This window comes from Streptococcus pluranimalium (assembly GCF_047785705.1).
Lineage (GTDB): Bacteria > Bacillota > Bacilli > Lactobacillales > Streptococcaceae > Streptococcus > Streptococcus pluranimalium_A.
Genome location: NZ_JBLOJV010000025.1, coordinates 1 through 25604 on the forward strand (window position 1 = coordinate 1; position 25604 = coordinate 25604).

The 25604-nt window shown below is 40.4% G+C and carries 27 protein-coding genes; 15 read left to right on the top strand and 12 right to left on the bottom strand.

Features of this window, described 5'->3' with window-relative positions; translation table 11 throughout:
* Positions 1-98 precede the first annotated feature (98 nt).
* On the top strand, positions 99-671 hold the full coding sequence (locus tag ACMZ6Z_RS06680) for a DivIVA domain-containing protein (RefSeq protein ID WP_416131798.1): 573 nt from the start codon (positions 99-101) through the stop codon (positions 669-671).
* A gap of 226 nt (positions 672-897) precedes the next feature.
* Here the strand turns inward: ACMZ6Z_RS06680 and ACMZ6Z_RS06685 are convergent, their stop codons facing one another.
* Positions 898-1740 carry an undecaprenyl-diphosphate phosphatase gene (locus tag ACMZ6Z_RS06685; protein WP_416131799.1) on the bottom strand — a complete coding sequence of 281 codons (843 nt, stop codon included), beginning with the start codon at positions 1738-1740 and terminating at the stop codon, positions 898-900.
* Positions 1741-2198: 458 nt separating this feature from the next.
* Between ACMZ6Z_RS06685 and serS the strand changes: the two genes are divergently transcribed.
* A complete protein-coding gene (gene serS / locus ACMZ6Z_RS06690; RefSeq protein WP_416131800.1) occupies positions 2199-3482 on the top strand; it encodes a serine--tRNA ligase in 1284 nt (427 codons plus the stop codon).
* A 98-nt stretch (positions 3483-3580) separates the two neighbouring features.
* On the opposite strand, the gene rlmD is transcribed toward serS, so the two are convergent.
* Complete coding sequence (gene rlmD / locus ACMZ6Z_RS06695; RefSeq protein WP_416131801.1) at positions 3581-4960, bottom strand: 23S rRNA (uracil(1939)-C(5))-methyltransferase RlmD; 1380 nt, start codon at positions 4958-4960, stop codon at positions 3581-3583.
* Positions 4957-5925 (bottom strand): hypothetical protein, encoded by a 969-nt coding sequence (locus ACMZ6Z_RS06700; RefSeq protein WP_416131802.1) that lies wholly within the window; start codon positions 5923-5925, stop codon positions 4957-4959. Before ACMZ6Z_RS06700 ends, rlmD begins: the two co-directional genes overlap by 4 nt.
* Before the next feature lie 60 nt (positions 5926-5985).
* Between ACMZ6Z_RS06700 and ACMZ6Z_RS06705 the strand changes: the two genes are divergently transcribed.
* The 3 genes from ACMZ6Z_RS06705 (at position 5986) to ACMZ6Z_RS06715 (ending at position 8163) form a co-directional block, all read left to right on the top strand.
* Positions 5986-6720 (top strand): phosphotransferase, encoded by a 735-nt coding sequence (locus tag ACMZ6Z_RS06705; RefSeq protein WP_416131803.1) that lies wholly within the window; start codon positions 5986-5988, stop codon positions 6718-6720.
* Between the two features lie 47 nt (positions 6721-6767).
* Positions 6768-7544: a recombination regulator RecX gene (gene recX / locus ACMZ6Z_RS06710; protein ID WP_416131804.1), complete on the top strand. Its 777-nt coding sequence runs from the start codon at positions 6768-6770 to the stop codon at positions 7542-7544.
* Between the two features lie 85 nt (positions 7545-7629).
* Positions 7630-8163, top strand: a complete 534-nt coding sequence (locus tag ACMZ6Z_RS06715; RefSeq protein WP_416131805.1) for a DUF402 domain-containing protein — start codon at positions 7630-7632, stop codon at positions 8161-8163.
* 205 nt (positions 8164-8368) lie between these two features.
* Here ACMZ6Z_RS06715 and ACMZ6Z_RS06720 read toward each other — a convergent pair whose 3' ends face one another.
* Genes ACMZ6Z_RS06720 through ACMZ6Z_RS06735 form a run of 4 tightly spaced genes read right to left on the bottom strand, consistent with a single transcriptional unit; the run spans position 8369 to position 10703 of the window.
* Positions 8369-9058, bottom strand: coding sequence for a Bax inhibitor-1 family protein (locus tag ACMZ6Z_RS06720; protein WP_416131806.1), 690 nt, complete (start codon positions 9056-9058; stop codon positions 8369-8371).
* Between the two features lie 23 nt (positions 9059-9081).
* Complete coding sequence (locus tag ACMZ6Z_RS06725) at positions 9082-9585, bottom strand: HD domain-containing protein (protein ID WP_416131807.1); 504 nt, start codon at positions 9583-9585, stop codon at positions 9082-9084.
* Between the two features lie 39 nt (positions 9586-9624).
* Positions 9625-10365, bottom strand: coding sequence for a TrmH family RNA methyltransferase (locus ACMZ6Z_RS06730; RefSeq protein ID WP_416131808.1), 741 nt, complete (start codon positions 10363-10365; stop codon positions 9625-9627).
* A 41-nt stretch (positions 10366-10406) separates the two neighbouring features.
* On the bottom strand, positions 10407-10703 hold the full coding sequence (locus ACMZ6Z_RS06735) for a DUF4298 domain-containing protein (protein WP_416131809.1): 297 nt from the start codon (positions 10701-10703) through the stop codon (positions 10407-10409).
* 292 nt (positions 10704-10995) lie between these two features.
* Here ACMZ6Z_RS06735 and ACMZ6Z_RS06740 point away from each other — a divergent pair, with 292 nt between their 5' ends.
* The gene (locus ACMZ6Z_RS06740) at positions 10996-11274 is read left to right on the top strand and encodes an acylphosphatase (protein ID WP_416131810.1); all 279 of its coding nucleotides are present in this window, start codon (positions 10996-10998) and stop codon (positions 11272-11274) included.
* A gap of 85 nt (positions 11275-11359) precedes the next feature.
* Positions 11360-12280: a membrane protein insertase YidC gene (gene yidC / locus ACMZ6Z_RS06745; protein WP_416131811.1), complete on the top strand. Its 921-nt coding sequence runs from the start codon at positions 11360-11362 to the stop codon at positions 12278-12280.
* Between the two features lie 282 nt (positions 12281-12562).
* Here yidC and ACMZ6Z_RS06750 read toward each other — a convergent pair whose 3' ends face one another.
* Positions 12563-13468, bottom strand: a complete 906-nt coding sequence (locus ACMZ6Z_RS06750) for a class II fructose-bisphosphate aldolase (protein WP_416131812.1) — start codon at positions 13466-13468, stop codon at positions 12563-12565.
* Positions 13469-13714: 246 nt separating this feature from the next.
* Here ACMZ6Z_RS06750 and rpmB point away from each other — a divergent pair, with 246 nt between their 5' ends.
* From rpmB to ACMZ6Z_RS06790, 8 genes are all read left to right on the top strand, one after another.
* Positions 13715-13903 (top strand): 50S ribosomal protein L28, encoded by a 189-nt coding sequence (gene rpmB / locus ACMZ6Z_RS06755; RefSeq protein ID WP_416131813.1) that lies wholly within the window; start codon positions 13715-13717, stop codon positions 13901-13903.
* 238 nt (positions 13904-14141) lie between these two features.
* On the top strand, positions 14142-15134 hold the full coding sequence (locus ACMZ6Z_RS06760) for a PTS sugar transporter subunit IIB (protein WP_416131814.1): 993 nt from the start codon (positions 14142-14144) through the stop codon (positions 15132-15134).
* Positions 15135-15218: 84 nt separating this feature from the next.
* Entirely contained in the window at positions 15219-16031 is an 813-nt protein-coding gene (locus ACMZ6Z_RS06765) for a PTS mannose/fructose/sorbose transporter subunit IIC (RefSeq protein ID WP_416131815.1), read from the top strand.
* Positions 16032-16048: 17 nt separating this feature from the next.
* Complete coding sequence (locus tag ACMZ6Z_RS06770; RefSeq protein WP_416131816.1) at positions 16049-16963, top strand: PTS system mannose/fructose/sorbose family transporter subunit IID; 915 nt, start codon at positions 16049-16051, stop codon at positions 16961-16963.
* 179 nt (positions 16964-17142) lie between these two features.
* A complete protein-coding gene (locus ACMZ6Z_RS06775; protein ID WP_416131817.1) occupies positions 17143-17502 on the top strand; it encodes a DUF956 family protein in 360 nt (119 codons plus the stop codon).
* 243 nt (positions 17503-17745) lie between these two features.
* The gene (locus ACMZ6Z_RS06780; protein ID WP_416131818.1) at positions 17746-19311 is read left to right on the top strand and encodes an ABC transporter substrate-binding protein/permease; all 1566 of its coding nucleotides are present in this window, start codon (positions 17746-17748) and stop codon (positions 19309-19311) included.
* A complete protein-coding gene (locus ACMZ6Z_RS06785) occupies positions 19304-20044 on the top strand; it encodes an amino acid ABC transporter ATP-binding protein (protein WP_416131819.1) in 741 nt (246 codons plus the stop codon). The genes ACMZ6Z_RS06780 and ACMZ6Z_RS06785 overlap by 8 nt, the downstream gene beginning before the upstream one ends.
* A 278-nt stretch (positions 20045-20322) precedes the next feature.
* The gene (locus ACMZ6Z_RS06790; RefSeq protein WP_017768991.1) at positions 20323-20442 is read left to right on the top strand and encodes a putative metal homeostasis protein; all 120 of its coding nucleotides are present in this window, start codon (positions 20323-20325) and stop codon (positions 20440-20442) included.
* Positions 20443-20550: 108 nt separating this feature from the next.
* Here the strand turns inward: ACMZ6Z_RS06790 and ACMZ6Z_RS06795 are convergent, their stop codons facing one another.
* The 4 genes from ACMZ6Z_RS06795 to groES form a co-directional block, all read right to left on the bottom strand.
* Complete coding sequence (locus tag ACMZ6Z_RS06795; RefSeq protein WP_416131820.1) at positions 20551-21447, bottom strand: SPFH domain-containing protein; 897 nt, start codon at positions 21445-21447, stop codon at positions 20551-20553.
* Between the two features lie 249 nt (positions 21448-21696).
* A complete protein-coding gene (gene gap / locus ACMZ6Z_RS06800; protein ID WP_416131821.1) occupies positions 21697-22707 on the bottom strand; it encodes a type I glyceraldehyde-3-phosphate dehydrogenase in 1011 nt (336 codons plus the stop codon).
* Positions 22708-23077: 370 nt separating this feature from the next.
* Entirely contained in the window at positions 23078-24700 is a 1623-nt protein-coding gene (groL, locus tag ACMZ6Z_RS06805) for a chaperonin GroEL (RefSeq protein ID WP_416131822.1), read from the bottom strand.
* 154 nt (positions 24701-24854) lie between these two features.
* Positions 24855-25139 (bottom strand): co-chaperone GroES, encoded by a 285-nt coding sequence (gene groES / locus ACMZ6Z_RS06810; protein WP_416131823.1) that lies wholly within the window; start codon positions 25137-25139, stop codon positions 24855-24857.
* Positions 25140-25604: the final 465 nt, after the last annotated feature.

Here is a 25604-nt window from a genome sequence, read left to right on the forward strand (position 1 = left end):
GATGTGAGTTATTTATCAAGAAAATCTGATTGCTTTTAACACAGCTTTGTGGTAAAATGGCTTAGATATTATACTGAAACAAATTTAGGAGGATGATTATGAGTCGCTTTAGGACCAGTTTTTTCGGAGGTTACTCCAGATATGATGTTGATGTGCAATTTGATCAACTAGAAAAACGAATCTCTGATCTTGAAAATCAGCTAGCTGCAGAAAATAAAGCCACAGCTGATTTGGAAAATAAACTTTATAAATACCAAAATCGAGAGGCTTCTATTAACGAAGCATTGATCGATGCTAAATTGATGGCTAAAGCTATCATTCAAGAAGCCGAAAGTAAGTCTGCCACAATGACAGCTGAGCTGGAAGAAATTGCCCAAGAGCGTCTGGCTAACTTTGAGAAATCTATCAAGCGTGTCTCTGAAGCAGAAAACATCATGCGTCGCCAAGGTGACCTCCTCAAAACGGAGTTACGTGAAGTTCTCAAAGGTTATCTAGCTGAGATTGAATCACTTGATATGAGTGGATTTACAGCGATCCAAGAGCAAGTCTCAGAACGTATCCATGCTGCAGAAGAAATGGTTCGTGAGTCTAAGACGATGATTACCTTCCCTAAAATGACAAAATACCCATCAAAAGACGCAACACCAACCTATACCTTTGACAATAAGTAATGTCAGCTAAGTAGGTTCACTAAACGCTTCCTAATAACATTTGTTACATAATCGCAGGATTCAAAATCACGTTTTGGCTTACAAATATAAAACATCAAAAACAAACGGTTCTACTTTTCTATCGCTCAGAAAGTAAAATCGTTTGTTTTTTGATAACTTTTCCAGACAAATTATTAGATGCCTGATATTGCTGTTTTGAAGGTAACTACCTATACTATGAAAGAAACTAAAAAATAACTATTTTAGCAAGCGTATAGAGAATTAAGGTCCCCCCAAGGGCAATACGATACTTACCAAAGATAGTGAAATCATGTTTCTTGACATAGTTGGTCAATAATGGAATCACCTGTAAACTCGTCAGAAAAGCTGTTGCACTGGCTGCTAGAAGAATTAAAACCTGAGATGGCTGAAGAGCATTGCCATCAATGAAGAATTTCAAGGCTTTTAAAGCGCTGTAGCCAAACATGGTCGGAATCGCTAGGAAAAAGGTAAAGTCCGCTGCAACCGAGCGACTGGTCCCCAAAATAATAGCTCCTAAAATCGTCGCTCCTGAACGACTCGTCCCTGGTACAATAGCAAGTACCTGGAAAAGACCAATTAAAAAGGCTGTACGATAAGACATTTTTGCTAAGTGGGTCACCTCGGGAGATTTACCAAAACGATACCTCTCAATCCAAATAAAGGCAAAACCATAAATCACCAAAGCTATCGATACTGGAAACATGTGGTTAAAACGCTTCTCAAACCAATCATCAAATGGCAAAGCAACCAAAACAGAAGGCACACAAGCGATAGCCACTTTCAGCCACAGTTGCCACGTCAGCTGTCTTTCACGACTTGTTTTGCCAGCTTGAAAAGGATTCAAGCGCTCAAAGTAGAGCACAATTACCGCTAAAATAGCTCCTAGTTGAACAACAATATTAAACATGTCAATAAAGGCTTTGGGTTGTTTAAAGGTCAACCATTCTTGAATGAGAATGAGATGTCCTGTACTTGAAACAGGTAGCCATTCTGTTATCCCCTCTACAATACCATAAACAATCGCTTTTAAAACATCTATAATCAGCATTATAACCCCTTTAGTTTTTAATTATCGTCTCCATTATAACAAAACTTGAACAAAACTTGAACCAAAAGAGTTCCTGAAATTGATTTAGGAGACCTAAAAAGAGTCAAACGATTCATGGTTTACATCTGGTCTGCTTTTTTGATATAATAATGCCAACGGATAAGTAATACGACTAACTGTCCAGAAAGTCTGCGGTTGCTGTGAGCAGACCCTTTAGTCTTATGAAATTCTACCGTTAACACGCTTTAACTATCCAAAAAATAAGGTCTTGACTTGGTTTGGTAAATCTCAGTAGTAGCTTGAGATTCATCACCTCGTCTAAAGTCCTTTTGGTTGAGTAAAGATAAGTAATCATAACCATTAAGTGCACAATCTGTGAAGTTGGATGGAACCGCGCCAAAAGCGCTCCAACAAATAAGACAGATTGTGCTTTTTTTCTAGCAACTAGGAGGAATATTATGTTAGATATCAAACGCATTCGAAATGATTTTGATGCTATTGCCAAAAAATTAGCCACTCGTGGGGTTGATACTGAGACCTTAAACACCTTGAAAGATTTGGATGCTAAGCGCCGAGACCTTTTGGTACAATCTGAAACGCTAAAAGCTGACCGCAACCTGGCTTCTGACAAAATTGCGCAAGCTAAACGCCATAAAGAGGATGCCTCAGAGCAAATCACTGCCATGAAAAAGGTATCTGCTGACATCAAAGCTGTCGATGCTGAGCTAGCTGAGATTGATGAAAAGCTACAAGCCATCATTCATATTTTGCCAAATACACCGCACAACTCTGTTCCTGTAGGCTCTGATGAGGATGAAAACGTTGAGGTTCGTCGTTGGGGAATACCTCGTGACTTTGACTTTGAGCCAAAAGCTCACTGGGAGCTTGGAGAAGACTTAGGCATTCTTGATTGGGAACGTGGAGCAAAAGTAACAGGCAGTCGTTTTCTCTTCTATCGCAACTTAGGGGCTCGTTTGGAGCGTGCGCTCTACAACTTTATGCTAGACGAACACATCAAAGAGGGCTATCAAGAAATGATCACCCCTTACATGGTCAATCGTGATTCTATGTTTGGAACTGGTAATTATCCAAAATTCAAGGAAGATACCTTTGAAATCAACGATGAAGAGCGTCCATTCGTTCTTGTCCCAACAGCTGAAGTCCCCCTTACCAACTACTATCGTAACGAGATTATTGACGGCAAAGAATTGCCAATCAAGTTCACAGCTATGAGCCCTTCATTTCGTTCTGAAGCTGGTTCAGCCGGCCGTGACACACGTGGCCTCATCCGTCTCCACCAATTTCATAAGGTTGAAATGGTTAAATTCGCTAAGCCAGAAGAGTCTTACAATGAGTTAGAAGAAATGACAGCCAATGCTGAAAGTATTTTGCAAAAACTTGGGCTACCATACCGCGTTTTAGCTCTTTGTACTGGAGATATGGGCTTCTCAGCTGCTAAAACTTACGATCTAGAAGTTTGGATTCCTGCGCAAAATGCTTACCGTGAAATTTCGTCATGTTCAAACACCGAGGATTTCCAAGCCCGTCGTGCGCAAATCCGTTACCGTGACGAAGCTGACGGCAAGGTCAAACTCCTCCATACGCTCAATGGATCAGGTCTTGCGGTCGGTCGTACCGTCGCAGCTATCCTTGAAAATTATCAAAATGAAGACGGCTCTGTCACCATTCCAGAAGTGCTTCGTCCATACATGGGCGGTGCCGAAGTGATTGCCTCAACATAATAACACAGCGATAAAAAAACAGCCGGTAGCTGTTTTTTTGTATGATCAGCAAGAAATACCTTTAAGGCTAGAACCCTTCAAGAGACATTACAGGCAAGCTAACCCTTGGTCTTTTCACTATTTGCTCGGATGATTAGCTTTACTATAGCTTCAGTCCTTGCCGTATGCGGAAACATATCCACTGATTGAATATAGTCAACGTCATAGACTTTTGTTAGTTGCGTTAAATCACGCGCCAAGGTTGAGACGTTACAAGAGACGTAAACCATTTTTTTCGGCTGGTATTTGATAATCGTTTTGAGAAGGGCATCATCTAAGCCAGTCCTTGGTGGATCCACAACAAGCGCATCTGCCAGGTAGCCTTCCTTGTACCATTTTGGAATGATTTCTTCTGCTTTTCCGGCTTCATAGTGGGTGTTGTCAAAACCCATACGACGCGCATTTACTTTGGCATCTTCGATAGCTTCTGGGATAATATCCATCCCGCGCACGCTTTTAACCTTGTCTGCAAAGGCAAATCCGATCGTTCCAACCCCACAATAAGCATCAATCAAGTGGTCTTCTGAACTAACATCAAGAGCTTTAACAGCTTCGCCATAGAGCACTTCTGTTTGTTCTGGATTGAGCTGATAGAATGCTCTTGGAGACAGTTGAAAACCATAATCCAAAACTGCCTCGTCAATAGCATCCTGACCCCAAAGAATCTCCGTTTTTGCGCCATAAATCTCACTGGTTTTTGAGGGATTGAGATTAAAAGCAACTGTTTTGATTTGCAAAAAGGCTGTTGTCAAATCCTTGATAAGAGCCGTCAGATTGACCCACTTACTCGATATAAAGATGATTTGAACTTGGTCGGTGGCTTTCGCCTTACGAACCATGACTGTCCGAATCCCTTGGATTTTGCGCTCATTGTAGATAGGTACTTTGTGTTTATCCAAGAGATGGGTAATCTTATTGATAATGGCTTGGGTCAGCTGGTCCTGCACCAAGCAATCTTCCAGAGAAACAAGTCTATGGCTTCCTTCAGCATAAAGCCCTGCCTTGACAGAACCGCCAAAAGAGCGGGTCTGAAATTGCAACTTCGCCCGGTAATGTTTCGGCTTATCCATCCCTAAGGTTGGACGAATCTCATAATGCTCAAAACCTCTAGGTTTAAACTTTTTAAGCGCTTGTTTCAGTAAATCTACCTTGAAATCCAACTGTTTGTCATAACGAAGGTGCATGATTTGACAGCCACCACAAGCTTCATAGATAGGGCACTCTGGCACAACACGAAACTTAGACTTTTTATTGATATCAAGAAGCTTGGCTTCAACAAAGTTACGCTTGACAGAGGTTACCTGACAAAAAACTTCCTCCCCCTTTAAAGCGCCTGGGACAAAGACCAGGGTCTTCTGATAAAAACCAATCCCCTCGCCGTTGATCCCCATGCGTTTTATCTTCAAAGGAATCCGTTGCTTGATTTGTAAAGAACTCAAGAGTGAAAAGCCACTCCTTTCTCTTTTAATTTGACAATGGTTGCTTTACCAATATTGGGAATGGCTGAAAATTCTTCCTCTGACCACTCCGCAATGTCAGACACATACCTGATCCCAAAGTTTGTTAAGGTGTTTAATTGGATACTATTAAAGATGTGTAAGGTTTCAATCAAAGGTGGTTCTTCGATCTCTAATAGTTGATGGAACACTGACATAATGTAGTGAGCAGATGGTATCAGTATCGCTAATAAACTACTCAAAGAAACATAAACAGCTGATAAACTATTAGCTTGATAGGACTCTAAAGAAGCAGCTTCCACGATCTCTTCCATGGGCAAGGTCAAACGACTGCACAATTCAAACAAACCATCCACAATCGGCAACCACTTATCTAGCTCGTCCTTAACAGCATCTTCTTGACCTTCCAAAATACCAGAAATCATATGAGGAATAGCCATCATCAAATCATTTTGATGATCAGCTTTACTAGCATAAAAAGCCTTTAGCTCATCATGCCTTGACATCAAGACATAGAGTGCCATTATTTCATAGCGTGTTCCCAAGCTATCATTAGCATCATATTTGTAGATCTCAAGCAAGTGATCTAGTGCCTTTTGGTACAAACCGTTTTGCTTATAGAGGATCGCCAACTCCATTTTATCGGATAGGTAAGGTCGCTCCTCCAGATGACTCCAGCCAATTGGTTGAGAAGCCAGCCAAGATAGCCGACCTTCGGACTCTTTTTTTGCCAAAGTTCTTAAACGTTGAATCGTCTCTTTGGCAAGCGCTGCCTCTTCAGCTTGTAACTCTTCCTCAAACTCCTGACCAAATGCTAAATCATCGTAGAGTTCATCTAACTCTTCATCAGAAAAACCTGCTAACTCACTTTGTAAAACCTCTTCAAAATCCTTCTCAGCCAAATAATCATTCAAATCCACAATTTTGTCATTTTCCTTGTCACGCATCCCAATTCCTCTTTCAGCTAAACTTTGTTTCTATTTTACCATTTTTGCTATAATAAAAGCATGAAAAATAGCAGATTCTCCCTAAACATCCATAAAACACCTAAAAATCTTCATCAATACCTTAAAAATAAGACTCTCTTTGATGTTTCATCTCATTCAGGGGCTCTGGTGTTAAAAGTTGGTGATGATTACTTTTTAAAAATTGATACCAAAGGAGCATTAGAAAAAGAAGCCGAATTGAGCAAGTGGTTTTACCATCATCACTTGGGAGTTGAGGTGATTGATTATATCAGTGCAGACAAAGACTACCTTTTAACAAGGGCAGCTATCGGTTCTGCTGCAACGTCTTTTTTAGATCACCCCGAATCCGTCTGCACGATTTTAGGAAAAGCATTACACCAACTCCATCAGTTAAACCCAAAAGATTTTCCAAATAGTAACCTTCTGACTACTTATCGTCAACATGCGAAAATCAACTATCAAAATGGTGTCTTCTACAAAAAGGCACTACTTCCACTTCTTAAGATTTCAGGTAAAGATGAGGCCTTCAAGCTGGTACAAAACCAAGGACACCTTTTAGAAAAGAATGCCTTCATTCATGGTGATGCCTGTCTACCCAACATCATTTTAAAAGACAGCCAAACCTTCTCAACTTTCATTGACTGGGGACTTTCTGGCTATAGTGAGAAGCATATTGATATTTTTTGGGCTATTTGGTCTATTGACTATAACTTAGGTGACAAGAAATACATTGATAGCTTTCTTGACAGCTACTCTAGGCAAGAGATTGACTAGGATAAAGTAAGAATTGTTGCGGCGCACGAAGCTTTTGGAGGCTAGCCATGAAAATCACAAAAATTGAAAAGAAAAAACGTCTTTATTTGTTAGAAATTGACGAGAAAGAAAGACTTTATATTACAGAAGATACCATTGTACGCTTTATGTTGAGTAAGGGGATGGCACTTTCTGAAAAGAAACTTGATGATATTCGACAGTTTGCCCAATTTTCTTATGGGAAAAATCTGGCTCTCTATTTTTTGTCTTTCAAGCAGCGAACGCAAAAAGAGGTTAGCGACTACCTCTATAAACATGAGATTGATGGTGCTATCATTGATAAAGTTCTTGACAATCTCAAGTCTGATAAGTGGATTGATGATAAGCAGTTTGCCACTGCTTTGGTTGAGCAAAACCTCTCTAGCGGTGATAAGGGAGCGTTTGTACTCAAGCAAAAACTCCTGCAAAAAGGGGTGTCTAGCAGTATCATTGATGCCGTTTTAGCTGACTATGATTTCACAGAGCTAGCCTTTCGTGTGGCTCAAAAACTCTTACGCAAGTATGATGGCAAACTAGCTTTTAAAGCCCTCAAAGACAAGCTCAGCCAAAGTCTGACTTATAAAGGATTTTCCTACCAAGAAGCCAAAATCGCGATTGAAGACCTTGAGCTTGAGAAAGACGAGGAGGCTGAAGAAGATCTGATTGCCCAAGAGCTGGATAAGCAATACCGTAAGTACAGCCGAAAATACGATGGTTACGACCTCAAACAACGCCTGACACAAGCGCTGGCTCGTAAAGGTTATGACTTTGATGCGATTGCACAGGCTTTGAGAGATTATTTGTAAGCATGATCAGTTCGTCACCAAGTGCTTTTTTCTGACAATTATGATAAACTAATAAAGACAAGAAAATTGTAGAAAGACAACTGCCATGAAATTACCAAAAGAAGGCGACTTTATTACAATTCAAAGTTATAAACATGATGGTCGTTTGCACCGCACTTGGCGTGATACGATGGTACTCAAATCAACTGAAAATGCGGTTATTGGCGTCAATGATCATACTCTGGTAACAGAGAACGATGGTCGACGTTGGGTAACCCGTGAGCCTGCTATTGTCTACTTCCACCAAAAATATTGGTTTAATATCATCGCAATGATTCGAGAAAATGGTATTTCTTACTATTGTAACCTTGCCAGTCCCTACGTCATGGATCAAGAAGCCTTAAAATATATTGATTATGACTTAGATATCAAGGTATTTACAGATGGTGAAAAAAAACTGCTTGACGTTGAAGAGTACAAGAGGCATAAGCGAGACATGCACTACTCGGCTGATATTGATTTCATTCTCAAAGAGAATGTCAAAATTTTAGTAGATTGGATTGACAATCACAAAGGCCCATTTTCAAACGCTTACGTTAATATTTGGTATAAACGCTATCTTGGACTGAAGAAAAGATAAAGTTGTCCTTAAGAGCTGAAGCAAAAAGCCTCAGCTCTTTTGTTTTTCAAAACCAGTTTATAGACCAGTCTATCTTTGATGACGTTTAGTCTTGCTTGATGCTTTTTAAGCATCAAACGATTGTTACGAGAAACAATTTAAAAGACCGAGCGTTTGCCCAGTCTCTATCAAAAGTGTAACTTTAGGTTAAATGATTTTTGACTCTTTAATCACGACGTCCAAAAAGACGCAACAAGTTTAAGAATAAGTTAATAAAATCCAAGTACAGACGAAGTGCCATTGCTATCACCCAACCATCTTGGACATGGCCTTGTGTTTGTTGATAGACTTGTTTGATGATCTGATTGTCATAGGCAATAAGGCCTGAGAATACCAAAACTGAAGCAAGACTAATCAGCAAGCTCATTAGACCGCTGCCGATAAATAGGTTCACAAGAACTGCGATGATAATCCCAATCAAAGCTGCTGTCAAAGCCTTTGCCATACCTGACAAATCTTTTTTGATGGTTATCCCAATACCAGCCATAACAAAGAAAACAAGAGCAGAGCTGATAAAAGCCTGAAGTACCGTTGTCTGTGCATACTGAGCAATGATAAAGCTAAGTGTAAAGCCATTCAAAGCTGAATAAACCAAAAATAAGGGTAAGGCCGCCGCTGTGTTTTTCCGAGCAGCTGTTGATGCCAAGAAAACCAAAGCTAATTCGATGAAGAAAGCCCCCATATAAACCCATGAATGCTCAATCATAATCCTTATCAGATTAGCCTGAAAAGGGTAAAGCATCAACCAAGAAACAAAGGCCGATAGACCAATCCCCATACCAACAAGACTATAAATTTTGGCAAAGAAGGCTGATAGACCGCTCTGTGATGCCGTGTCAATAACATGATTATTCATCTTTTTTATCCTCTTTTTCTAAATTAACGATTGTGACTTCCTAAGAATTTGCGAGTTAAACGAATGGGCTTTTTGAGTTTACGGCGCATGGGAATCGTGGCTTCCATAACCGCCCAGTATTTATCAACCACGGTCACAATATAAGACTCTTTATAGCGAGGAAAAGCAAGCGTTGCTCCCCACATGTGCTTAAGAATAATGTCTTCTTCTTTTTTATTAAGCGATATTAACTTCTTGGCATTACGAACAGCAATCCGAGGGTGAACCCAAGCATGACTCTTATTAAACTTGGTCACGCGCCAATCATAATAAAAGAAATCATGCAAGAGAGCTCCTCTTGCTGTGCTTTCTTTGTCCCAGCCAAGCTTTCGAGCAATTTTATAACTCGTGTAAGCCACATTGATCGAATGCTCCATACGTGTCGAATGGTGATGTTGGACGATACTATCAAGTTTTTGAAAACGTGGGTGCCTAATCAAATGCCCAACCAATTTCATAAACTCAGTATCTTTTTCATAGTTTTTCATAACAATCACCTCTCCTAAGCTCTATTATACCATATCGCTTTAAAGTAAGCTAAAAATCACTATGCCAGCGGCAACAGCAACATTGAGGCTCTCGGCCTGTCCAGGCATATTAATATGCACCAACTGATCTGCCATCTTCACTGTCTCATGGCTAATACCCTGACCCTCATTTCCCATAACAAGAGCAAAAGCTTCAAAATTTTCTAAATTCAAGTAGTTAACAGAAGATCCAGATAAGGTCGTCGCCAAGATGGGTAAACCCGCGGTCTTCATTTGTTCAAAAATTGGTGGCAGCGATGAGCGAAAAATAGGGAGATGAAAATGGCTACCCTGCATCGAGCGCAGGGTTTTTGGATTGTACAAATCTGCGGACCTATCCGATAAAATCACACCATCCAAACCTGCCGCATCTGCCGTTCTGATCATAGTTCCTAGATTGCCAGGATCTTGAACATCCTCTAAAACCAGGTAGCGTCCTGACTTAAAGTCAGGCAAGTCTACTTGAGTCAAGATGACTTCAGCTACAATGCCTTGAGGCGTAGGAGCATCAGAAATCTCCTTTAAAACAGCCTCAGAAACCAAGACTCGTTCGGGTCTTTCAATCAGAAGACCTGACTTTTCTTCCGAGACAAAGATATGACGAAAAATGGCTCCTGATTGTTGAGCTTCCTCAAAAAGATGCCAGCCCTCAATCAAATACGAGTCCTTACGATGTTTTTTTTGTAATAATTGTTTGGTTTTCTTAATCAACGGGTTGGCTTTTGACCTTATGATTGTCATTTATGGTCCTCATTTCACATTATTTTTTGGGGATTTTAGTATCACATGTTTCGAGACATTTGCGCTGATAAATCCAGCAAAGCCACTAAAAGCTCATTATGCTCAAGGACAACGTTGTAAAGTTGATCCTCGCTAAGCACACCACATTTGATATCCGCATGAGGCTCTTCAAATAGCCTAAACCACTCCGTACTACCATAAAAATCCCTTAAAGTCACATAGTCTGCGTAGTGTTTTTGAAAGTCCTCTAGGGCATCTCTAACTTTATCGAGTTTGGGGCTAAGGCTGTCATACTTGGCCTCCATGGCTTCCACAGCGGCTCTATCCTTTTGATTCATCATAATTCCTTATCTATCTCGGTTTTTGTTGATTAGTCCTTTGAAACACCAGCATTGCTAAAGTGCCTCAAAATCAAGCAATACTCTCTTATCTTGATGGTTAATAGACAACTATACTCCATTATAACATGTTCTGCCCTAGTCCTTCAGCAAAGAGCAGCCTAAAAACTCCTCAAGAAAAAAGTGGTCATCATACTGCTTTAAACCTAAAGCCTGACTGTCAATTTAACTTTTCATCTCACTTTAGGGTATAATAGCCTAAAGGTCAAATGATGTTGGAGGGAGAAACAGCATGAAAAAAATACGTATGATAGTGTCAGGTAGGGTTCAAGGCGTTGGTTTTCGTTATACTACTAATGCTCTTGCCAAAGAAATTGGAGACATTAAAGGACGGGTCTGGAACAATGAGGATGGCACCGTCGAGATTCTTGCCCAATCAGATGATGCCTCAAAAATAGCGAGATTCATCCAAGCTATCCGAAAAGGTCCCTCACGCCTGAGCCACGTGACTTATGTAGACGTTCAAATGGCACAATTTAAAGATTTCAATGATTTTCGAATCAATGATTAAAAATTAAAACAGCAGAAGTATTGAGAAAATCTTTAAAAAACTGTAGAATAGATAAGTATTACAAAATGATTAAAGGATATTAACTGTGAAAAAATCAAATCAACCACTACGCCTAGCTGGATTAGGATTAACGGTATTATTAGTCTTATCTGGCTGTGTACGAACAGAACACGGTAAGCCAGTCGGTCTTGTTTGGGAGACTATTGGTAGACCTATGGAAAAAGTTATTCAATACTTTGCCAATGACTTAGGGCTAGGTTTTGGATTAGGGATTATTGCCGTGACGATTATCGTGCGTTTGATCATCTTACCACTTGGTCTGTATCAAGCTCAAAAGGCAGCCTACCAGTCTGAGAAGATGGCTTACTTAAAGCCTTATCTGGGACCAATTCAAGAACGCATGAAAACTGCGACCACTCAAGAAGAGAAACTGGCTGCTCAAACTGATTTTATGGCAGCACAACGCCAGTACGGCGTGAGCATGTTTGGTGGTATTGGCTGTTTGCCACTCCTTATTCAAATGCCCTTCTTTTCTGCCCTCTATTTTGCCGCACGCTACACACATGGCATCCAAGGTTCACATTTCCTTTGGTTTGCCCTTGATAAGCCTGATTTACCACTAACAGCTATTATCGTAGCCCTCTATTTCTTCCAATCTTGGCTTTCAATGGCAGCTGTTCCTGAAGAACAACGCGCTCAGATGAAGACAGCCATGTACTCAATGCCACTGATGATGGCCTTCTTTGGTTTTTCATCTCCTGCTGGTGTAACCCTTTACTGGCTTGTCGGTGGTTTCTTCGCTATTGCTCAACAGTTACTAACGACTTACCTGATTAAACCACATTTGCGTCAAAAAGTTGAAGAAGAATTTGCCAAAAATCCTCCAAAAGCCTTTAAATCTGCTACCTCATCACCTAAAGATGTGACACCAACAGCTACTAGCATGTTAGAAAAAAATCAGCCCAACTCAAAACGTAACGCTGGCAAGCAACACAAACGCCACTAAGTTTTCAAGTAGTTGAGTAACAACAGGCAGACAAACGGCTTGTTAAGCAAAACACCTGGCTCCCAAAAATAAGGGAAGCAGGTGTTTTTTAGTATATTTGACTTTCTCATGATACGTTAAGTCAGCTTGGATACTTATCAAGCAAACAAAATAAGCAAGCAAGGGCTACATCATATGATGTTTTCTAACTAAAAGACTGGGCTCATTGCCCAGCCTTTATCTACTTTTAAAGGGAATTTTTTGGTCATGAAGACCATTGCTTCATAACACCAAATGTATCAATTATTGATGTGAACAGTTGCAAGCTTTAGCTTTATCAGCTGATCCAAAAACATCAATACGCTCTTCAACAGCTGCTTGAACAGCTTTCATACCATCTGCCAAGAATTTACGTGGGTCAAAGAGTTTTTTAGTGTTGTAACCAGCTTCATCAGCGTCATAAGCGCGTGAAAAGGCACGTGTTGCATCTGAGAAAGCGATTTGACTTTCAGTGTTAACATTTACTTTAGCAACACCAAGACGAATAGCTTCTTGGATTTGTTCATCAGGAATCCCTGACCCACCGTGAAGAACGATTGGGAAATCAGGTAAAGCATCTGTCAACTTTTTGAGGTGATCAAGGTCAAGACCTGCCCAGTTTTCTGGATAAGGACCATGGATATTTCCAATACCAGCTGCCAAGAAGTCAATACCTGTTTCAACCATAGCTTTAGCCTCATCGATTGGAGCTAATTCACCAGTACCGATAATGCCGTCTTCTTCACCACCAATAGTACCAACTTCAGCCTCTACAGAAACACCCTTAGCATGTGCCAAAGCAACAACTTCTCTAGCTTTTTCAAGGTTTTCTTCAATCGGAAGATGTGAGCCATCAAACATGATTGACGTGTAGCCAACTTCGATACACTCAAGGGCGTCTTCGTAGTGACCATGGTCAAGATGAAGTGCTACTGGCACTGTGATTCCCATTGATTCTACAAGGTTAGCAACAATAGCTTGACATACCTTGTAACCACCCATATACTTGGCAGCACCCATTGATGTTTGGATAAGAACCGGAGCTTTTTTGCTTTCTGCTGCACGCAAGATCGCCTGTGTCCACTCAAGGTTGTTAGTATTAAATCCACCGACAGCATAGCCGTTGTCACGAGCTGCTTGGACAAATTTTTCTGCTGAAACGATTGCCATTATAAAGGCCTCCTCTATATTTTTGGGGCGACTCCCCATTACATTTACTAGTTTAACATAAATAGCAGGAAAAAACCAACCTCTTTTGCAAAGAATGAGAATAATATCACATAATAAACCTCCAAGAACAAAACATCAAAATGACTTGATACAAATGACTTGTATTATTTTTTGTCTTTTGCTACAATAGTAAAGTATGTGGTGCTAGCACATCCAAACATATTCTACCTAGGAGGAATTCACGAAATGGCAAAAGTATGTTATTTTACAGGTCGTAAGACCATGTCAGCCAATAACCGTTCACACGCGATGAACAAAACAAAACGTACTGCAAAACCAAATCTTCAAAAAGTTACCGTTCTTATCGATGGTAAACCGAAAAAAGTTTGGGCTTCAACACGTGCCCTTAAATCAGGGAAAGTTGAACGCGTTTAATACACTAAGAGGCTGGGACGAAAGTTCTGGTCTTTTTATTTTTAAGCAGAACACCACTATTTTTACATTTTTGGTCATTTTTTTAAAATCTTTTTTAAAAATAGGCTTGCATTTTAGCTGAAAACGTTTTACAATTAAGTGTTCTTAATTTTTGGGATAAGAAAGAGTGCCGTTAGGCCATATCTGGAGAGATTCTTTTTTATCCTAAAAAAATAACAAAATAGGAGGAAGAACACGAATGGGTATCGGTATTATAATTGCCAGCCACGGTAAATTTGCTGAAGGTATTCATCAATCTGGTTCGATGATTTTTGGTGAACAAGAGAAAGTACAAGTTGTTACTTTCATGCCAAGCGAAGGTCCAGACGATTTATACGCACATTTTAGCAATGCTATCGCTCAATTTGATGCTGATGATGACATTCTTGTGCTTGCTGATTTATGGAGCGGTTCTCCATTTAACCAAGCAAGTCGTATTATGGGTGAAAACCCTGATCGCAAGTTTGCTATCATCACTGGTCTTAATTTGCCAATGTTGATTCAAGCCTACACTGAGCGCATGATGGATGCGACAGCAGGTGTTGAACAAATTGCTGCAAATATTATCAAAGAAGCTAAAGAAGGTGTCAAGGCCCTTCCAGAGTCACTCAACCCTGTGACAGAAGCTTCTGCAACAGAAAAAGTTGCCACCACACCAAAAGGCGCTATCCCTCCAGGGACTGTTATTGGTGACGGACAACTTAAGATCAATTTAGCACGTGTGGACACGCGTCTCCTTCACGGACAAGTCGCTACCAACTGGACACCAGCTTCTAAAGCCAATCGTATCATTGTCGCATCTGATACCGTTGCTAAAGATGATTTGCGTAAACAGTTGATTAAGCAAGCTGCACCAGGTGGGGTGAAGGCTAATGTTGTTCCTATTTCAAAATTGGTTGAGGCTGCAAAAGACCCTCGCTTTGGGAATACACAGGCTTTGATTTTATTTGAAACACCTCAAGATGCTCTTCGTGCTATCGAAGGTGGTGTGCCAATTAAAGAACTCAATATCGGTTCTATGGCTCATTCAACTGGTAAAACCATGGTTAACAACGTCTTGTCAATGGACAAAGAGGATGTGGCTACCTTTGAAAAACTACGTGATTTAGGTGTTGCATTTGATGTGCGTAAAGTGCCGAATGACTCGAAGAAAAATCTCTTTGACTTAATCAATAAAGCGAACGTCAAATAAGTAGCCTATAACTCATACTCATAACCTTACATAACTGATTACATTAACGTAATCACACTTTTTAATGATTGAAAGGATATCAAAATGTCAGATATTACACTTATTTCTGCTATTTTGGTCGTAGTGGTCGCCTTCTTTGCAGGTCTTGAAGGTATCCTCGACCAATTCCAATTCCATCAACCAATTGTCGCATGTACTCTTATTGGTCTTGTTACCGGTAACTTGACGGCAGGTGTTATTCTTGGTGGATCCCTACAAATGATTGCCCTTGGTTGGGCTAATATCGGAGCTGCTGTTGCTCCCGATGCTGCCTTGGCAGCCGTTGCTGCTGCCATTATCATGGTAAAAGGTGGCGATTTTACTCCTCAAGGTATCTCAGTAGCAACAGCGACTGCTATTCCTTTGGCTGTTGCTGGACTTTTCCTTACCATGATTGTTCGTACAATCTCAGTCGGTCTTGTTCATGCTGGTGACAAGGCTGCTGCTGAAGGCAATATCAGTGCTCTTGAGAGAGCTCATTTTATCGCTCTACTCCTTCAAGGATTGCGTATTGCCATTCCTGCTGCCCTTCTTCTTGCTATCCCAACACAGTCTGTAAAATCAGCTCTTGAAGCAATGCCAGACTGGTTAGCAGGCGGTATGGCTGTCGGTGGTGGTATGGTTGTTGCTGTAGGTTACGCTATGGTAATCAACATGATGGCAACTCGTGAAGTATGGCCATTCTTTGCTCTTGGTTTTGCACTAGCAGCCATCAGCGACCTCACTTTGATTGCCCTTGGTACTATCGGTGTGGCCATTGCCTTTATCTACCTTAACCTTTCTAAAAAAGGTGGGAATAGTAACAGCGGTGGATCAACATCAATGGATCCTATCGGCGACATCCTAGAAGACTATTAAGAAGGGAGTGCTTAAAAATGACTGAAAATCACATTAAATTAACCAAAGCAGATCGCCAAAAAGTTTGGTGGCGTTCGACATTCCTTCAAGGTTCTTGGAACTACGAGCGTATGCAAAACTTAGGCTGGGCTTACTCACTTGTTCCAGCTATTAAGAGATTATACCCTAACAAAGAAGACCGTGCTGCTGCTCTTAGCCGTCACATGGAGTTCTTTAATACCCACCCTTATGTTGCTGCACCTATTATCGGGGTAACACTTGCACTTGAAGAAGAAAGAGCAAATGGTACTGACATCGATGATGCCGCTATCCAAGGGGTTAAAATTGGTATGATGGGACCACTTGCTGGTATCGGAGACCCAGTATTCTGGTTTACGGTTCGTCCTATCCTTGGTGCGCTTGGTGCTTCACTTGCGCAAGCAGGAAATATAATGGGGCCTATTATCTTCTTCGTTGCTTGGAATGCTATTCGAATGGCCTTCCTATGGTACACTCAAGAGTTTGGTTATAAATCTGGTAAAGAAATCACTAAAGACCTATCTGGTGGTATCCTCCAAGACATTACCAAAGGAGCTTCTATTCTTGGAATGTTCATCTTGGCTGTCCTTGTGCAACGTTGGGTATCGATCACATTTGCTTACAAACTTCCTGCAACAAAATTAGCCGAAGGAGCTTATGTTGAATTCCCTCAAGGTAACGTCACTGGACCAGAACTCCAAGGTATCTTAGGACAAGCCCTATCAGGACTTAGCTTGACACCTGAAAAAACCAATACGCTTCAAGCACAGCTAGATTCGTTAATCCCTGGTTTAATGGGATTAGTTCTAACATTCGTTTGTATGTGGTTACTTAAGAAAAAAGTATCACCTATCACTATGATTATCGGACTATTTGTTATTGGTGTTCTTGCTCGCTTGACAGGAATCATGTAATATAAGAGGGGCTGGAATAACTCATCCAGCTTCTTTTCATTATGAGGATAAGACCTCGTTTGATTAAGTCTATTTTCTAAATGCTTTAAAAACTGGGCTTCTGGATCAGCCTCGTAATAAACAGTATGTTTTAAATGGTCCACTTAAAGACACATCTATCTTCAGCTAGAAAGGTACTTATGGTTCAATCATTAAATAAAGAAGTTTTACTACACACCACAGGGGTCTCCTATCTAGGCATGGGAGGAAAAGTCGGCAAATTTCTGATTGGTGACGTTGCCTTAGAATACTACAACGATCGTAATGTTAAAGATTATATTCAAATTCCATGGACTAGCATTGAGCAAATCGGTGCTAATGTCAATAGAACAAAAATCAGTCGGCATTTTGAGGTCTTCACCGACAAAGGGAAGTTTCTTTTTTCCTCCAAAGACTCTGGCAAAATTCTCAAAATTGCTCGTTCCAAAATTGGTAATGATAAAATCGTTAAACTACCAACCCTGATACAACTGATCAGTCAAAAAGTCCGAAAAAAATAAACCAAAACTGATAACTAAACTCTCCTCATAGTAGCTCGTGATAAATCTGTCACGCAAAACGTTGGGGGGAGTTTTTTTTTGATATTCCGCTATCTTTCTTGTTTAGTTTTAAGGATTCTTACGGAAAAATAGGGCAAGCAATAGTAGTCTGAATAATTATTATTTTTTGAAAATTTACTATTGCAATATTCTTATCTTTCTTGTAAAATGGATAAATCACCATAAAAATTGAGGAGGTTTTTGATGAAAAAAATCTTATTAAGCTGTCTAGCAGCTCTACTTCTCCTATTTGGAGGGGTCACACGAGCACAGGCAGATGACTACTTGCGTGTCGGGATGGAGGCTGCCTATGCCCCATTTAACTGGACACAAGAGGATAAATCAAATGGGGCTGCTCCCATTGATGGCACTAACCAATACGCCAATGGTTACGACGTCCAAATCGCACAAAAGATTGCCAAAAGTATGGGTAAAAAACTCCTCGTTGTTAAGACAAAGTGGGAAGGTCTGCTACCTGCTCTAACCTCGGGAAAAATTGATATGATCATTGCTGGTATGAGTCCTACCGAGGAGCGTCAAAAAGAAATTGCCTTCTCAGACAGTTACTATACTAGTGAGCCAGTTATCGTTGTTAACAAAGACGGTGATTATGCCAAAGCTAAAACCATTACTGATTTCAAGGGAGCCAAAGTCACTGCTCAACAAGGCGTTTGGCATGTGGAGCTCTTGCCAGCCTTAGAGGGCGCTAACCCACAAACCCCAATGGGGGATTTCTCTCAAATGCGTCAAGCCCTTTCTTCAGGAGTCATTGATGCTTATATCTCTGAACGACCAGAGGCTCTTACTGCTGAAGAAGCTAATAGCAAGTTCAAGATGGTTGTTCTAAAACCAGGCTTTGAAGTAGACGCATCTAATGCTGCTACGGCTGTTGGGATGCGAAAAGGAGACGAGCGTCTAGCTCAGGTCAATCAGGTTCTTGCTACCATCCCTGAAAGCGAGCGTATTCAACTAATGGATCGCATGATTGCTGGACAACCTTCAGATAATGACGAAGGGGCTTCAACCAGTTTCCTAGCCCAAGTGATTCATATTATCCAACACAACTGGAAACAGTTGCTCCGCGGAACTGGCGTCACCCTACTGATTTCAATCCTAGGAACCATCATCGGTACTATCATTGGTCTTTTAATTGGTGTTTACCGTACAGCACCTAAAGCAAGCCATAAAGCACTTGCCCTATTGCAAAAACTTTTTGGTTACCTGCTTAATCTGTATATCGAAATCTTCCGTGGAACACCTATGATTGTGCAATCAATGGTGATTTACTACGGAACAGCCCAAGCATTTGGCCTCTCTCTCGATCGTACTTTAGCAGCCATCTTTATCGTGTCAATCAATACAGGAGCCTATATGAGCGAGATTGTTCGAGGCGGTATATTTGCTGTTGATAAGGGACAATTTGAAGCCGCTACAGCTCTTGGCTTCAGTCATCATCAAACCATGCAAAAGATTGTCTTGCCACAGGTTATTCGTAACATCCTGCCTGCAACTGGTAACGAATTTGTCATCAATATCAAAGACACCTCTGTGTTGAATGTTATCTCAGTTGTCGAACTCTACTTCTCGGGTAATACGGTCGCAACACAGACTTACCAATATTTCCAAACCTTTACGGTTATTGCTATTATCTACTTCGTATTAACCTTCACTGTAACGCGTATCTTACGATTGATTGAGCGTCGCATGGATGTTGATACCTACACTACTGGTGCTAACCAAATGCAAGTTAAGGAGGTGGCACATGACTAATCCTATTTTAGAAATCAAGCAGTTAAAAAAATCTTTTGGTAACAATGAAGTCCTAAAAGATATCTCACTAAGCATCAATAAGGGTGAAGTGATCTCTATTATCGGCTCATCTGGTTCAGGCAAGTCAACCTTCCTTCGCTCAATTAACTTATTAGAAAAACCTACTGACGGCTCTATTATCTACCGTGGTGAGAACGTGCTAGAAAAAAGCTATAACCTGACAGCTTACCGTGAAAAACTCGGTATGGTTTTTCAATCCTTTAATCTTTTTGATAATCTCAATGTTTTAGAAAATGCTATCGTGGCACAGACAACTGTCTTAAAACGTAGTCGTACTGAAGCTGAAAGCATCGCCAAAGAAAACCTTGAGAAAGTCGGTATGGGTGAGCGCTACTGGAAAGCCCGTCCAAGTCAATTATCTGGTGGGCAAAAGCAACGTGTGGCGATTGCCCGTGCTTTATCAGTCAATCCAGAAGCTATCTTGTTTGATGAGCCAACTTCTGCACTTGACCCTGAAATGGTTGCTGAAGTCCTTGAAACCATCAAAGACTTAGCGAAATCAGGCTTAACCATGATTATTGTCACTCATGAAATGGCATTTGCACGTGACGTCTCAGACCGTGTTATCTTCATGGATAAAGGGGTTATTGCTGAAGAAGGCACACCACAAGATATCTTTGAAAACCCACAAGAAGAACGCACCAAAGCATTCTTAAAACGCTTCTTAACATAAACCAAACGAGGTTAGGACTTTTATATCCTGACCTCGTCTTTATTCAGTCTAAATAACCACAAATTAAACCCTAGCAGTAACTGAGAAGAGCTTATCAATGTTCCTCTCACATTTCCAATCTTACCTGACTATTGCTCTTACTTTTGAGTTTCAATATTCGCACTACAAGTAAGCTATACCATTCTTTTTTATCTTTAAGCATTATCACAAAATACTTTACCAGTTAACTATTTTGTGTTATCATTAAGTAGTTATCATTTTATTAAGGAGAAATAACTATGGCAGAAAAAACAGATCTTTCATCAGCCTATCGTCGTCTTAAAAGTCCCAATATCAAGACACGCAAACGTGCTCTCAAAATTATTCACGACTTTAAACGCAGAGGTAAAAGCAACTAATACTATCAAAAAGAAACTAGAACAAGGTTCTGGTTTCTTTTGTTATCTAAAAATGTTCAAAAGAGTAACAATAATCATCAACTGATACGACCACATCCTCTTTTTACCTTATTGATTAGCCTTAAGAGCTGATAGAAGTTGGGTGCGAATATCCTCCACACCATTTGGTGTATTGGGTAAGAAAATCGTCTGATTGCCACCCAAGGCAAAGGTATTGAGCGTATCAAGGTATTGATTGGTCAAAAGAATAGACATGATTTCTTGTTCATTCAAACTAATATTAGCCTCTTTGAGTTCTTGGATGGAAACTGCGAGACCATCGACAATTGCCTTACGCTGTTGGGCAATACCGACACCGTGTAGACGATCTTTTTCAGCCTCAGCTTCAGCAGCAGTAACAATTTTGATCTTATCTGCTTCGGCCAATTCCTGAGCAGCCACACGCTTACGTTGAGCGGCGTTGATTTCATTCATCGATTGCTTGACTTCGGCATCGGGCTCAACCTTAGTGATCAAGGTTTTCACAATGATATAGCCGTAAGTAGACATTTCTTCAGCCACTTGATGTTGTACTTCAAGAGCGATTTCGTCTTTTTTCTCAAATAATTCATCCAATGTTAACTTAGGAACTGATGAACGAAGGGCATCCTCAATGTAAGATTTGATTTGAGCTTCTGGCTTCATCAGCTTGTAATAAGCATCGATAACATTTTGCTCATTAACACGGTATTGTGTCGCAATATTAAGAGTGACAAATACATTATCTTTTGTCTTGGTTTCAACAATAATATCACTTTGCAACAAGCGTAACTGCACACGTGCTGCTATCCTATCAATCCCAAATGGCAATCTAATATGAATACCACTTGTGGAAATTTTTTGATATTTACCAAAACGTTCAATAATAGCAACCGACTGTTGTCTAACCACGTAAAGGGTACTGACAAGCACTGTAATGATTATGAGTAAAACAAAAATAGTGAGAAAGATAAATACCATAAACAAAAATACCTCCTAAAATCCTTTGATACTATCATTATAGCAACTGTGTCACTAGTGTCAACTATTTGCAAGAGCCATCCTCACTCCTCAGTAAAAACAAATCTATGATGTGATCAAATCTCACAATCTTTCTATTTTGTCATAGCATAAGTTCTCAAAAATATCATAAAAGAGAGAACCAAAATGATTCTCTCTAAATATTAGCTAGCCATCATTGACTCTAGTTGACAAAAAGCCTTTTTATGATGATTATTATTTAGCAATTTTAGCGAAGTACTCAAGAGTACGAACAAGTTGTGAAGTGTATGACATTTCGTTGTCGTACCATGAAACAACTTTCACTAATTGTTCACCGTCAACTTCAAGGACTTTTGTTTGAGTTGCGTCAAACAATGACCCGAATGACATACCAATGATGTCTGAAGAAACGATTTGATCTTCTGTGTAACCATAAGAATCATTAGCTGCAGCTTTCATCGCAGCATTAACATCATCTACAGATACGTTTTGACCAAGAGTTGCAACCAATTCCGTTACAGAACCTGTTGGAACTGGAACACGTTGCGCAGCACCGTCAAGTTTACCATTAAGTTCTGGAATAACAAGACCGATAGCTTTTGCAGCACCTGTAGAGTTAGGAACGATATTAGCTGCTGCTGCACGAGCACGACGAAGGTCACCTCCACGGTGTGGTCCGTCAAGCACCATTTGGTCTCCTGTGTAACCATGGATAGTTGTCATAAGACCTTTTTGAAGACCAAAGTTATCATGAAGAGCTTTTGCCATTGGAGCAAGACAGTTTGTCGTACATGAAGCACCTGAGATAACGGTTTCAGTTCCATCAAGAATGTCGTGGTTAGTGTTGAAAACAACTGTTTTCACATCGTTTCCACCAGGAGCTGTGATAACAACTTTTTTAGCACCATTGTCATGGATGTGTTGCTCAGCTGCTGATTTAGAAGCAAAGAATCCTGTAGCTTCAAGAACGATTTCAACACCATCTGTAGCCCAGTCAATGTTTCCTGGCTCACGTTCAGCAGAAACTTTAATAAACTTACCGTTAACCTCAAAGCCACCGTCTTTAACTTCAACAGTACCGTCAAAACGACCTTGTGTTGTATCGTATTTTAAAAGATGAGCAAGCATGTTTGGATCTGTAAGGTCATTGATGCGTGTCACTTCAACACCCTCTACGTTTTGAATACGACGGAATGCAAGACGACCAATACGACCAAAACCGTTAATACCAACTTTAACTGTCATTTGTGATTTCCTCCTTATTAAAAATCAAATAAATAATGCTAATGGGGTTTGTTCCCCTTAATTATTGTGAAATTATTAACTAACATAGACGTCAATTAACCTTTCAACACTTTTATTCTACACTATTTTCACTGTAATTGCAAACGCTAACTGCTCTTAGGACATATCAATCTAGAGCCATCAGAACCTGGAAAGATTGTCAAAATAAGCTACAAGCACTAGAGAAAGCGATTTATCGCAAGTCAAAATACTCATCAAATCTCTCTTAGAATAAGATTTTTAGCTTTTTAAGCAAGGAAAAAACGCAAGAAAAATCAACTTGATCTTTCTCACGCTCTGTCAATAACTTTATAAACGTTTGGGTTTAGACTTACATCATGCCAGCCATCGGATCCATTCCTGAAGGCATAGCGGGTGCAGCTGGTTCTGGCTTATTAGCTACAATAGCTTCAGTGGTCAAAATAAGACTAGCAACCGAAGCTGCATTTTGAAGGGCTGAGCGTGTGACTTTGACAGGATCAATGATCCCTGTTTCAATCATGTCAACCCACTCCCCACTAGCAACATTAAAACCTTTACCAAGTGGACTATTTTTGAGCTTATCAATAATCACTGAACCCTCATAACCAGCGTTGTAAGCGATTTGACGAACTGGCTCTTCAAGAGCACGAAGAACAATGTTACGTCCAGTGGCATCGTCACCTTCAAGCTCTAAAGCAGCGACTTTTTCAACCACATTAACAAGTGCTGTACCTCCACCTGCTACAATGCCTTCTTCAACGGCTGCACGTGTCGCATTGAGGGCATCTTCAATACGAAGTTTCATTTCCTTGAGTTCTGTTTCAGTAGCTGCACCGACTTTGATAACAGCCACGCCACCTGCTAACTTAGCAAGACGTTCTTGTAATTTTTCACGGTCAAATTCTGAAGTTGTTGTCTCCAATTGAGACTTAATCAGGTTGACACGATTAGCAATCGCTTGAGCTTCGCCAGAACCTTCAACAATAACAGTCTTATCCTTGTCGACGGTAATTCTTGCAGCCTGTCCAAGAGCCGTCATTGTCGCATCTTTAAGCTCCAGTCCAAGATCCTCAGTGATGACTGTACCACCAGTCAAGACAGCAATATCTTCTAACATGGCTTTACGACGGTCACCAAATCCAGGTGCTTTAACCGCGACAACATTAAAGGTTCCGCGAATTTTGTTAAGAACAAGGGTTGGTAATGCCTCACCATCAACATCGTCAGCAATGATAAGAAGAGGGCGATTAGTTTTGAGAACTTCTTCAAGCAGTGGCAAGATGTCTTGAATATTTGAAATTTTCTTATCTGTAATCAAAATCAGAGGATTCTCAAGATCTGCGACCATTTTCTCATTATCAGTCACCATGTATTGTGATAAGTACCCACGGTCAAACTGCATGCCTTCTACAACTTCAAGCTCTGTTTCCATACCACGGGATTCTTCGATGGTAATAACCCCATCATTACCAACTCGCTCCATAGCTTCAGAAATATACTCTCCGACCTTTTCAGAACGTGATGATACTGCAGCTACTTGAGCGATAGCCTCTTTTCCTGAAACAGGCTGTGCAATTGCTTGTAATTCTTCTACAGCTATTGAGACAGCTTTCTCAATACCACGACGGATCCCAATTGGATTGGCTCCTGCTGTTACATTTTTTAATCCTTCACGAACAATAGCTTGTGTCAAGACAGTGGCTGTTGTCGTTCCATCACCGGCAATATCATTCGTCTTTGAAGCTACTTCAGAAACCAACTTAGCTCCCATATTTTCAAAATGATCTTCCAACTCGATTTCTTTAGCAATTGTGACACCATCATTTGTAATCAATGGTGAGCCAAAAGCCTTTTCAAGCACAACATTACGCCCTTTAGGCCCCAATGTCACCTTTACTGTATCTGCTAATATATTGACACCGCGAACCATACTCTCACGGGCATCTGATGAAAATTTAATGTCTTTTGCCATAATTTAAGATATAAAGGGCGTCAGGCGGACAATAGCAAAATCGAAAACCTGTTAACGACGCCTAGCGCTTAAAAAAGATGATCTTTTTGCAGCCAGCCCTAGCTCGTATTTCGTTAGAATCCATACGAACCAGCCCTATCTCCTTTCTTTTTCTTTATTCTACGATCGCTACAATATCTGATTCTCTAACAATAGAGACATCTTGTTCGCCATCTTTGACCTTAATAGCTGAGCCATTTTCTACTAAAATACGATCTCCAACTGCCACACTTGGTGTCACTAAATCGCCAGTAAGAGTACGTACTCCTTGACCGATAGCTACAACAGTGGCTGCCTGAGTCGCTTCATGAGAACTACCTGCTAAAACAAAGCCCCCCACTGATTTTTCAGCAACATCATCAAAAGTTACGACCACACGGTCGCCTAAAGGTTTCAACATTGATATACCTCCATTCATATCTTCAATCATTTTTTGTTAGCACTCTATAAACAAGAGTGCTAACTACAAAAACTATTATAACACTTACAGCCAAATAAGCAACTAAAAATGTGCCAAAGTAAAATAAATAATGGTAATAAATAATAGCAATTCACGCATACAACCGTCAACTATATGACGCAGTAATAAGATAAGTGACACAATATAAAAACCTCCTTATCATTATATTAGCTAAGGAGATTGATAATATCGAAATAGTCAGTTGATTTTTGACATAGCATATAATGAACGAAGAAATTAACTACTCCCCCAATGTCCTCAAGCGTCGCAATAAAGCCGTACGTCCCTTGAACCGCTGACCACTAAGCAGTAGATCTACCTGATCATGCTCCTCTTGAGGCAGACTGGCCTTCAAAAGCGCCATTTGCTCTCGCAAAATCACCGTCTCCTCTAGACCCAAACCTC